This window comes from Planomonospora algeriensis, assembly GCF_977012225.1.
Genome location: NZ_CDRNDK010000219.1, coordinates 1 through 10330 on the forward strand (window position 1 = coordinate 1; position 10330 = coordinate 10330).

At 72.6% G+C, this 10330-nt stretch carries 7 protein-coding genes, 1 tRNA gene and 1 pseudogene; 1 reads left to right on the forward strand and 8 read right to left on the reverse strand.

Translation table 11 applies throughout. The features are described 5' to 3' along the window. Positions 1-106 precede the first annotated feature (106 nt). Positions 107-1987: an ABC transporter ATP-binding protein gene (locus tag ACWJ6R_RS21245; protein ID WP_449063918.1), complete on the forward strand. Its 1881-nt coding sequence runs from the start codon at positions 107-109 to the stop codon at positions 1985-1987. Between the two features lie 132 nt (positions 1988-2119). On the opposite strand, the gene ACWJ6R_RS21250 is transcribed toward ACWJ6R_RS21245, so the two are convergent. The 8 genes and pseudogenes from ACWJ6R_RS21250 to ACWJ6R_RS21285 form a co-directional block, all read right to left on the reverse strand. Next, positions 2120-2893: an enoyl-CoA hydratase-related protein gene (locus tag ACWJ6R_RS21250; protein ID WP_449063912.1), complete on the reverse strand. Its 774-nt coding sequence runs from the start codon at positions 2891-2893 to the stop codon at positions 2120-2122. 117 nt (positions 2894-3010) lie between these two features. Continuing rightward, positions 3011-4177, reverse strand: a complete 1167-nt coding sequence (locus tag ACWJ6R_RS21255; protein ID WP_449063913.1) for a nitric oxide synthase oxygenase — start codon at positions 4175-4177, stop codon at positions 3011-3013. A gap of 423 nt (positions 4178-4600) precedes the next feature. Beyond that, a tRNA-Asn gene (locus ACWJ6R_RS21260) sits at positions 4601-4676 on the reverse strand. A 523-nt stretch (positions 4677-5199) separates the two neighbouring features. Next, entirely contained in the window at positions 5200-5661 is a 462-nt protein-coding gene (locus ACWJ6R_RS21265; RefSeq protein WP_449063914.1) for a hypothetical protein, read from the reverse strand. Beyond that, positions 5658-6965, reverse strand: coding sequence for an MGH1-like glycoside hydrolase domain-containing protein (locus tag ACWJ6R_RS21270; RefSeq protein WP_449063915.1), 1308 nt, complete (start codon positions 6963-6965; stop codon positions 5658-5660). Before ACWJ6R_RS21270 ends, ACWJ6R_RS21265 begins: the two co-directional genes overlap by 4 nt. A 24-nt stretch (positions 6966-6989) precedes the next feature. Beyond that, positions 6990-8192, reverse strand: coding sequence for an iron uptake transporter deferrochelatase/peroxidase subunit (efeB, locus tag ACWJ6R_RS21275; protein WP_449063916.1), 1203 nt, complete (start codon positions 8190-8192; stop codon positions 6990-6992). Between the two features lie 310 nt (positions 8193-8502). Then, on the reverse strand, positions 8503-9606 hold the full coding sequence (rpoD, locus tag ACWJ6R_RS21280; RefSeq protein ID WP_449063917.1) for an RNA polymerase sigma factor RpoD: 1104 nt from the start codon (positions 9604-9606) through the stop codon (positions 8503-8505). 213 nt (positions 9607-9819) lie between these two features. After that, a pseudogene (locus ACWJ6R_RS21285) lies at positions 9820-10330 on the reverse strand (DNA primase); the annotation flags it as partial.

Consider the following 10330-nt stretch of genomic DNA (forward strand, 5'->3'; position numbering starts at 1 on the left):
CGCACCCGCCCCCCGCGGCCGTCCCGGCGACCGCCCCCGCACCCGCACCCGCACCCGCACCCGCGAGTATGAGAACGGGCACGAGCACGAGCGGCGGTGGCCCCCGATGAGCATGGAGATGACCGCCTGGAACGCGCTGTACCGGACGATGAACGCCCAGGAGGAGCGCCGCCCGTTCTCCGTGGCCACGCTGCGGCGGATCGGCGTCTTCGCCCGGCCGCACCGGCGCCGCCTGGCCGTTTTCCTGCTGCTCAGCGTGGTGACGGCCGTCCTGACGGTGGCCACGCCGGTGCTCGCGGGCGACGCCGTCGGCGCGATCGTCGCGGGCGAGCCGCTGGACGTCGTCGTCGGGCTCGCCGCACTCATCGCCGCCATCGCGGTGGCGGAGGCCGGGCTCGGGCTGCTGACCCGGTGGCTGTCGGCGGGCATCGGCGAGGGCCTGATCCTCGACCTGCGCACCGCCGTCTTCGACCACGTGCAGCGCATGCCGATCGCCTTCTTCACCAGGACCCGGACCGGCGCGCTGGTCAGCCGGTTGAACAACGACGTCATCGGCGCGCAGCGGGCCTTCACCGACACCCTGTCCACGGTGGCGGGCAACCTGGTGACGCTCGTGCTCACGCTGGCCGTGATGGTCCGGCTCTCCTGGCAGATCACCCTGCTCGCGCTGGTGCTGCTCCCGGTCTTCGTGCTGCCCGCGCGGCGGATGGGCGCCCGGCTGGCCCGGCTCCGGCTGGAGGCGGCCGGGCACAACGCGGCGATGGGCACGCAGATGGTGGAGCGGTTCTCCGCGCCCGGCGCGACGCTCGTCAAGCTCTTCGGCCGCCCGGCGCGGGAGTCGGCCGAGTTCGCCGCGCGGGCCAGGCGGGTACGCGACATCGGGGTGCGCACGGCGATGGTGCAGTCGGCGTTCGTCACCGCGCTGACGCTGGTCTCGGCGCTGGCGCTGGCCCTCGTCTACGGCCTCGGCGGCTTCTACGCGCTGGGCGGGCGACTGGACGCGGGCTCGGTCGTCGCGCTCGCACTGCTGATCACCCGCCTGTACGCGCCGCTGACCGCGCTGGCCGGGGCCCGGGTGGACGTGATGAGCGCGCTGGTGAGCTTCGAGCGGGTCTTCGAGGTGCTGGACCTCGAGCCTCTGATCGCCGACCGGCCGGACGCCCGGCGGGTGCCCGACGGGCCCGTCTCAGTGGAGTTCGACGGGGTGCGCTTCGGCTACCCGTCGGCGGACCGGGTCTCGCTCGCCTCCCTGGAGGAGGTGGCGGTCCTCGACGGCCGCGACGCCGCCGAGGTGCTGCACGGGATCTCCTTCCGCGCCGAGCCCGGTCAGCTCGTCGCCCTGGTGGGCTCGTCCGGCGCGGGCAAGTCGACCATCGCGCAGCTGCTGCCGCGCCTGTACGACGCCGACGGCGGCGCCGTACGGCTGGCGGGGGTGGACGTGCGGGAGCTGTCGGCCGACTCGATCCGCGAGACGGTCGGGATGGTGACCCAGGACGGGCACCTGTTCCACGAGTCGATCCGGGAGAACCTGCTGCTGGCGCGGCCGGAGGCGGGCGAGGAGGAGCTCTGGGAGGCGCTGCGCCGCGCCCGGCTCGAAGAGCTCGTCGCCGCGCTCCCCGACGGGCTGGACACGGTGGTGGGCGAGCGCGGCTACCGGCTCTCCGGCGGCGAGCGCCAGCGGCTGACGATCGCGCGGCTGCTGCTGGCCCGTCCCCGGGTGGTGATCCTCGACGAGGCCACCGCGCACCTGGACGCCACCTCGGAGGCGGCGGTGCAGGCCGCGCTGGGCGAGGCGCTGGCCGGGCGGACGGCGCTGGTGATCGCGCACCGGCTCTCCACGATCATGGCCGCCGACCTCATCCTGGTGGTCGAGGACGGGCGGATCGTGGAGCGCGGCACGCACGCCGGCCTGCTCGCCGCCGGGGGCCGCTACGAGGAGCTGTACCGGACCCAGTTCGACGAGCCGTCCGCGGTCGGGGCCGCCTGAGCGCGCCGCCCGCGGCCCTGGGCCGCACGGCTCGACTCCGCGTGCCGCGCCGCTTCCAGGACCCGCACGCCGTACGGCTCCAGGACCCGCACGCCGTACGGCGGCGCGCCCCGGAGCCGTACGGCGGTCCCGCTACAGCGGCGGGAAGCGGGGCTCGCGGCGCTCCAGGAAGCTGGCGACGCCCTCGGCGAAGTCCGGGCGGCCGAAGGAGTCGGCCATCAGCCGCTGGGCCTCGGTCTCCGCCGCCTGGAGGGTGGTGTTCCAGTCGCCCCAGATCTGGCGCTTCATCACCGACATCGAGGCCGGCGAGCTGTGCACCGCCAGCTCGCGGGCGTACGCGGCGACCTCCTCCAGGAGGTTCTCCCCGGGCACCGACCGGGCCACCAGGCCGAGTTCGGCGGCCTCGGCCCCGGTGAAGGTCCGGCCCGACAGCAGCAGGTCCATGGCCCTGCCCTGGCCGATCAGCCGGGGCAGGATCCAGGACAGGCCGTACTCCGCGATCAGCCCGCGGCGCGCGAAGGCCGTGGTCCACTTGGCCTCCGCGGCGGTGAAGACCAGGTCGCAGACCAGCGCGTGGACCATGCCGAGCCCCGCGCAGGCGCCGTTGACCGCGGCGATCACGGGCTTGCCGACGGTGGTCGGGAAGGTGTGGGGGCGCGGGTCCGGCTCCTCGGTGTAGGAGCCGTCCTGGATGGCGTTGAGCGTCTGGAAGTCGGCTCCGGCGCAGAACCCCTTCCCCGCCCCGGTGACGACGATCACCCGCACCTCGGGGTCCTTCTCGGCCTCGGCCAGGAGGTCGAAGTAGCGCCGTCCCATCACGTCGGTCCAGGCGTTGAGCCGGTCCGGCCGGTTGAAGGTCAGGGTCAGCACACCCCGGTCGATCGACGACAGCACCAGATCCAGCATTCTCCGCCCTCTCCTCCGAATTACAGAATAACGTTCTACACTGTTTCCTCCTCCGGGGACAGCGGCGGCCCCCCTCCTGCGGGATCCGCGCCGGTCACCGGCCTGGAACGACGCCGGTCACCAGCCCGGTACGGCGCCGCGGCCCAGCCCCCGCTCCAGCGAGTCGGCGTGGTGCACGAACGCCGGGGACAGCTGCAGATCGGTGTAGTAGCGGTGGAAGACCGGGGTGGCCGAGCCCGAGATCGGCGGAACGATCCAGCTCCAGTCCGCCGGGCAGGTCCGGCCCGCCTTCTCCTCCCGCTCCAGGTGGATCAGGAAGCGCCGCGCCTCGGTGTGGTGATCGGTCATCGTCACCCCCGCCCGCTCGAAGGAGTGCAGGACCGCGACGTTCAGCTCCACCAGCGCGTGGTCGCGCCAGAGCGAGCGGTCGTTGCCGGTGTCCAGGCCCATCCGCCGGGCCACGGCCGGCAGCATTCCGTACCGGTCCTCGTCGGCCAGGTTCCGCGCACCGATCTCGGTCCCCATGTACCACCCGTTGAACGGCGCCGCCCGGTAGCAGATCCCGCCGATCTCCAGGCACATGTTCGAGATCGCCGGTACGGCGTGCCAGCGCAGCCCGAACTCCTCGAACCACGGGTAGGACGGATGGGACAGCGGCACCTCCAGCACCGCGTCCCCGGGGATCTCCGACAGCAGCGGCGGCCCCCCGCCCATCGAGACCGCCAGCGGGAGCACGTCGAACGGCGTGCCCGAGCCGCCCTGCCAGCCGAGCTTGCGGAGCATCGTGGTGAAGGCGGCGTACCGGGGGTCGCCGACGATCGAGCCGTCGTCCAGCTCGTAGCCGGCGTACCGGATCAGCTGCTCGTTCCAGATCCTCGGCCCCGGCACGCCGGGGCGGTCCGGGGCGAACACCGTGACGGTCGGGCGGATCCGGCGGCCGGGCGCCGCGTCCCGCAGGTGCTCCACGCACTCCACCGCCACGCCTTCCGGGGTGCTGACGTGCCTGCGGTCGCGGACGCGCAACGACCGCCAGTAGAGCCGCCCGATGCACTTGCCGCTGTTGCGCCAGGCGACCCTGGCCCCGAAGACCAGTTCGCCGGGCGTGTGCGTGTAGGTCCCCGTTCTCGCTATCTCGGCCCGCACCTCGCGCAGGCGCGGCTCCACCGGTCCCGCGGCGGGGTTCTCCGCGTGGAACAGCCTCAGGTACTCCTCCGCCGCCGCCGCATCGGCGTGCGGGACCGCACGCTCCGGTGCGCTCTCGCAGGGAATTCGGACGTCGTGCACCGGCTCCGGCGCACGCCGCCGGGACCTCCGCCAGGTCAGCACTGAACCAACCACCCATGTGTGACTCACGGGCACGGCGGCCGTTTCCGGGCGGCCCTGTGCCCTGCGCGCAGTGGCCCTTCCCCACTGCGACCGCTGTGGTCCGCGGCGGCCGCGCCCCGCGCCGTCGCGGTGCCCGCCTCGCTGGACGCGAGCCCCGGGCACGATCGCTGGACGCGGTCGCCGGCCGTATCCGCTGATGCGACCACCGAAGTGATCGCTCACGCGGTCACGGCGGCACGTTCTCGGAGACACGTCACGGCGACACAGAGTGCGGCATCCATCATTTTCTGTGATTCACCGTGATTTGTCCCCCGAACGGGAACAGCGGGAGCGATAAAACAGCGACAGGCCCCGAGAGCGATGCTCTCGGGGCCTGCCTGGTGGCTCCCGCGATAGGACTCGAACCTATAACCTGCCGGTTAACAGCCGGCTGCTCTGCCGATTGAGCTACACGGGATCGCGCTCTGCGCCTTGTGAGCCGGGGTTTTCCCCCTGCTCCCTGCGGCGCATGAATAGATTAGCGCACTCCGGGAGTGCGTGTCGCATCGACGGCTCGGGGTAGGTGCGGGAGGAATCGCGATCCGTGGGTAGGGTCCCGCTGAGCACGCCTGTGGAGGTGGAGATGCGTTATCGGATGATGTTCTGCGCAGGTCTGGCGGTGGGCTACGTCCTGGGTAGCCGGGCCGGCCGGGAGCGTTACGAGCAGATCAAGCGGATGGCCCAGCGGGTGACCGACAACCCGTCCGTGCAGGAGGCCGCCGGCCTCGTCGGCGCCCAGGTCTCCAAGGTGACCACCATGGCCAAGGAGCAGGTGGCCGGCCGCCTGCCCACTCCGGTGGGGACGAGGCGCACGACGGGAGCCGGACCGGCTGGCCGGAGGAGGCCAAGACCGGATCGCCCTACTGACCGCACCGCCGGCCGCACCCCGCCGCGCGCCCCGGCGACGGCGCGGCCGGCGGGTGCGGCCGTCTCGGACCCGGTCAGACCCCGAAGCTCCGGCGGGCCCCTTCCAGCGCCTGCTCCGCCAGCGCCCGCAGGCCCGGATCGCTCCCGTCGAGGCCCGTGTCGAACCCGAGGTCCCAGACCGCCTCCCCGTCCTCCCCGCGCCGGGCCACGAGCCTCACTCCCCCGCGCGCGTCCAACGGCACGTACTGGCTGACCAGGATCGAGGAGACCACCCGTTCCCGCACCGCCTCCGGGACCCGTCCCGGCTCCGGCAGCGGCACCCGGTGCTCCCGCCCGTCCGTGGTGACGACCGTCAGCCCTTCCTCGTCCCAGAGTCCGCGGTCGATCCTGGACCACGGCAGCCGCGTCTCCCCGAGGTAGAGCGCCCGGTCCGCGGCGATCACGTAGCCGTCCGGCCCCTGGGCGTAGGTCAGGACCCGGTCCGGCGGGACGACGGCGGCGCGGACCTCTGCGGGCGTGCGGTGAAAGAGCCTCATGCCTCCACGCTATCCGCGAGCAGGTCGAGGGTGAGCGCGGCCGACCAGGAGAAGTCCCGGCCGCCCCGGCCGCTGCCGTCGAACGGGTCGAAGCACTCGCGGAAGCCCGACTGCCGTACCAGGCGGAGGGTCGCCGCGCCCAGCTGCCGGGCCAGGTCGTCCCGGCCGTGCAGCGCCGCCGCCCGCCGCAGCAGCCAGTTGGTGTTCACCCAGGACGGCCCCCGCCAGTAGCGCGAGCGGTCGAACCGGGGCGCCCGGATCTCGCAGCTCGGCACCGGGTATCCGGTGGCGCCCATGAAACGCGCCGACTCCAGCACGCTCACCAGTTCCGTCACCCGGTCCCCGGGCAGCCCTGGGTCGAGCAGCGGGCCGAAGGCGCCGACCGTGCAGACGGGGATCAGCCGCCCGCCGTACAGGTCGCGGGCGTGGAACACGCCGCCGCTCCACAGGCGTTCCAGCAGCGCCGCCCGGATCCGCTCGGCGGCCTCGCCGTACGGCCTCGGATCCGCCCCGGCCACCGGTGCCAGTTCGGCGAGCGCGTGGCAGGAGGCCAGCCAGATCCCGTTGAACATCGGGTCCTCGACCGCGAAGGGATGGTCCTGGCGCAGGTAGGCCCCGTCGTATCCGGAGTCGCGGTAGCGCAGGGCCAGCCAGATGTAGCGGTCGTGGTGGTCGCCGGGGCCCCGGTCGGGGGGCTCCCCCGGCCGGCGGGCGTCGCGGACGTCCGCGAGCGCCTCCAGCGGGTCGTCCCAGGCCGGGCTGTCGTCCATCCCCGACTCCCACGGATGGACGATCGCGGCCAGTCCTCCCCCGCCCAGGTCCCGGCAGGCGGTCAGGTACTCGTGCTGGGCCGCCAGCATCGGGTGGAGGCGCCGGACGAGCGCGTCGCCCTCCTCCCGGTCCGCCGTGCCGCGGGTGTGGCGCCACACCCGCCACGCGGCGAGCGCCTGCATCGGCGGCTGGGTCAGCCCCGAGGTGGGCACCCCCCTCGGGGCCGCCGGGTGGCCGTCGGAACGCCAGACCGACGGACCGGGGAAGTAGGACTCGGCCAGGGCCGGGTGGAAGACGATGTGCGGCACCATGCCGGTGGCCCACTGGCCGGTCAGCAGGCTGAGCAGTTCCTCCCCGGCCCGGCGGGGGTCCCGCCGGGCCAGCCCGAGCGCGACGAAGGTGGAGTCCCAGTTCCACTGGTGCGGATACAGACCGGGTGCGGGCACGGTGGCCGTGCCCGTCCGGTTCGCCTCGAGCACGGACCACGCCTCGCGCTCGAGCGCGGCGTCGTCTATGGCCGGCCGCGCTTCCATCTGCCCAGTTTGCGCCCGTATCTCCTAAGAAAACAGTGCCTCACCCCAGAATGACCCGGGCCTCACCCCGCCCGGGCAGGCCCAGATGCCCGATCCGACGTGCTGGATGAACGCGTTGAGGGTGTCCCGGGCCGACAACGACCGCTGGACCTTGACGAACCCCTCCTCCGGGTCGCGCTGGTAGGCGATGAAGAACAGGCCCGCGTCCAGCCGTCCCTGACCGTCGGTGCCGTCGGTGTAGGAGTAGCCCCGGCGCAGGATCCTGGAGCCGCCGTTCGAGTCGGGGTGGGCCAGCCGCACGTGGGAGGCGGGCGGGAGGGCGTGGATCCGCACCGGGTCGAACTCGCGGGTGCCGCCGTAGGGGGCGCCCGTCCGCTTGCGCCGGCCGAAGACGTCCTCCTGCTGCTTCAGCGGGGTCCGGTCCCAGATGTCGATGTGCGTCCGGATCCGCCGGGCGACCAGGTAGGACCCGCCCTCCATCCAGCCGGGCCCCTCCTCCCCCACCCAGACGTGCCGGTTCAGCTTGGCCCGGTCGTAGATGGAGATGTTGTTGGTGCCGTCCTTGAACCCCAGCAGGTTGCGCGGGGTCTTCTCCTCCGGCGAACTGGCCGAGGTCCTGCCGAACCCGAGCTGCGACCACCGCACCGCCGCCTTGCCGCCGGCGATCCGCGCCAGGTTCCGTACGGCGTGCACGGCCACCTGCGGATCGTCCGCGCACGCCTGCACGCAGATGTCGCCGCCGCTGCGGGCCGGGTCGAGCCGGTCGCCGCGGAAGGGCGGGAGCTCCTTCAGCCGGTCCGGAGCCGGCAGGTTCAGCCGGGTGAAGAAGGAGGGCCCGAAGCCGACCGTCAGCGTGAGCCGCGAGGCGTGCATCTCCAGGGTCTCGCCGGTGTCGTCCGGCGGCGCCGTCGCCCTGCCGGTCGCCCCGCGGCCGACCTCCTCCGCCGCGGTCATCCGCACCGCCGCCGCCGTCCAGGCCTTCATCAGCGCCGCCACCTCCGCCGGGGACCGGGTGCCGAGGTCGAAGGAGGCGAAGTGCAGGCGCTCCTGGATGGGCGTGGCGATCCCCGCCTGGTGGGCTCCGTGGAAGGGGATCGATCCGCCGGACGCGGCGGCCGAGGCAGACTCCGGCTTGCCGAGCTGTACCAGCCCGGCCCCGGACACGGCACCGGCGCCCATCGCCAGTCCCGTGCCGGCGAGAAGCCTGCGACGGCTGAGGTCGGTCATATGTTCCTCCACTCCTTCTCAACGAGAAGATCGGCTGTTCTGGGTGCGGGGATCAGCTTGCTGCACCCGCGGCGGGGTCGGAGAGAGGCTCGGCGAGCGCGTTAACCGCGTCAGCGGGTTCCTTGACCTGCGGAAGGGACAACTCCCCGCCGAAGCCGTGACCGCCGCCCCCGCGCACCCGGCCGCCACGGCCGGCGGGCCGGCGCAGGCCGGTCGGCGCGGCTTCCGGGGCCCTCCCACGACGAAGGACCCCGGAGCGTGCTCCGGGGTCCTTCGTCGGCCTCTCCGCCCGGTCTCCCGGGCCGGGACGTCAGTCGAGGTAGTCGCGCAGGATCTGCGCCCGCGTCGGGTGGCGCAGTTTCGCCAGGGTCTTGGACTCGATCTGGCGGATGCGCTCGCGGGTCACCCCGAACTCCCTGCCGACCTCCTCCAGCGTCCGGGGATGCCCGTCGGCGAGGCCGAAGCGCAGCTGGATGATGCGCTGCTCGCGTTCCGAGAGCGTGGCGAGGATCTCCTCGAGCTGGTCCTGCAGCATGATGAAGGCCGCGGCCTCCATCGGCACCACCGCGTCGGCGTCCTCGATGAAGTCGCCGAGGTCGGAGTCCTCCTCGCCGATCGGCGACTGGAGCGAGACCGGCTCCTGGGCGATGCGCTGGATCTCGATCACCCGGTCGATCGGGAGGTCCATCTCCAGCGCGATCTCCTCCGGCGCGGGCTCGCGGCCGAGATCCTGGTGGAGCTGGCGCTGAACCCGGACCAGCTTGTTGATCGTCTCGACCATGTGCACCGGAATGCGAATCGTGCGCGCCTGGTCGGCGATGGCCCTGGTGATCGCCTGCCGAATCCACCACGTGGCATATGTGGAGAACTTGTAACCTTTGGTGTAGTCGAATTTCTCGACCGCCCGGATGAGACCGAGGTTGCCTTCCTGGATCAGATCCAGGAACAGCATTCCGCGGCCCACATAGCGCTTGGCGATCGACACGACCAGCCGCAGGTTGGCCTCGATCAGCCGCTGCTTGGCCCGCGTGCCCTCCCAGACGAGGTCGCCCAGTTCGGGGAAGGCCAGCCGGGAGGCGATGCCGGCCAGCTTCTCCTCGGCGAACAGCCCCGCCTCGATGGATTTGGCGAGCTCCACCTCCTCCTCCGCCGTGAGCAGCGGCACCCGTCCGATCTCCCGCAGGTAGATGCGGACCAGGTCGCTGGTCGGCGCTCGTTTTCCGACATCCTCCTCATCGGACTTGGGGGTCTCCTCCTCGCTCTGGGGCTCGAGGACCTCCACTCCGTTCTCGGCGAGCATCCGCACGACGCGCTCCAGCGCGTCGGACGGCAGCTCGGATTTGTCGAGGGCCGCGGCGACGTCATCGACCGTGACGCTTCCGCGCTCTCTTCCTTTCGCGACGAGGTCGGCCACCTGGTCTACCGAAGGCGGCCCGCTTGGCAGCACCGATGCACCCACGGGACACAGTCTGCTGTATTAGTCACCCGAAACGGCAGGCCTATTTTTGTCACCGGAGGTAAGGTCGCAATCATTATCGGATCGAGACCTCATTCGGGTTTGACCGAATGAGCACCAGGAAATTAAAGCTGATTACGCGGCAGGCTTCCGGCGGTCAGCTTCCGGCGGTCAGCTTCCGGCGGCCTGCTCCCGCAGCACGCGCCGCCGCCGCTCCAGTTCGTTCAGCTCCGCGAACAACCGGCGGTACTCCTCCGCTCCGCCGGCCAGGTCGGTCCGCTCCAGCGCCGACTTCACCTGCTCGATCGCCCGCGACACCGTGATGCCCTCCAGCGCGGCCATCAGGTCCGAGGCGTACCGCTGCTCGTTCGCGAGGTCCGCGCGGAGCTCCTCCACCGCCAGCCGGGTGACCGTCCCGCGCAGGTCCTCGCCCGCCAGGGCGAGCAGGCGGTCCACCCACTCGCGCCCGCCCGCGCCCCCGGCGGCGGTGCCCCCGGCCTCCATGACCAGCCCGTGCAGCGCGACGTGCTCGGGCCGGGTGAAGGCCTCCGCGCCGATCGCGTCGAACCGCTCGCCGACCAGCGAGGGCGCTGCACGGCCAGCTTCAGCACCTCGGCCTCGATCCGCACCCCGGGTCGTCAGGTCGGCGATCCTCCTCGGCCCCGGCCGCCGGCCCCCCGGC

Coding starts and splice junctions, on each gene's coding strand:
- ACWJ6R_RS21270 (WP_449063915.1), bottom strand. CDS start 6,965: ATGGAAGCGCGGCCGGCCATAGACGACGCCGCGCTCGAGCGCGAGGCG.
- ACWJ6R_RS21265 (WP_449063914.1), bottom strand. CDS start 5,661: ATGAGGCTCTTTCACCGCACGCCCGCAGAGGTCCGCGCCGCCGTCGTC.
- efeB (WP_449063916.1), bottom strand. CDS start 8,192: ATGACCGACCTCAGCCGTCGCAGGCTTCTCGCCGGCACGGGACTGGCG.
- ACWJ6R_RS21250 (WP_449063912.1), bottom strand. CDS start 2,893: ATGCTGGATCTGGTGCTGTCGTCGATCGACCGGGGTGTGCTGACCCTG.
- ACWJ6R_RS21245 (WP_449063918.1), top strand. CDS start 107: ATGAGCATGGAGATGACCGCCTGGAACGCGCTGTACCGGACGATGAAC.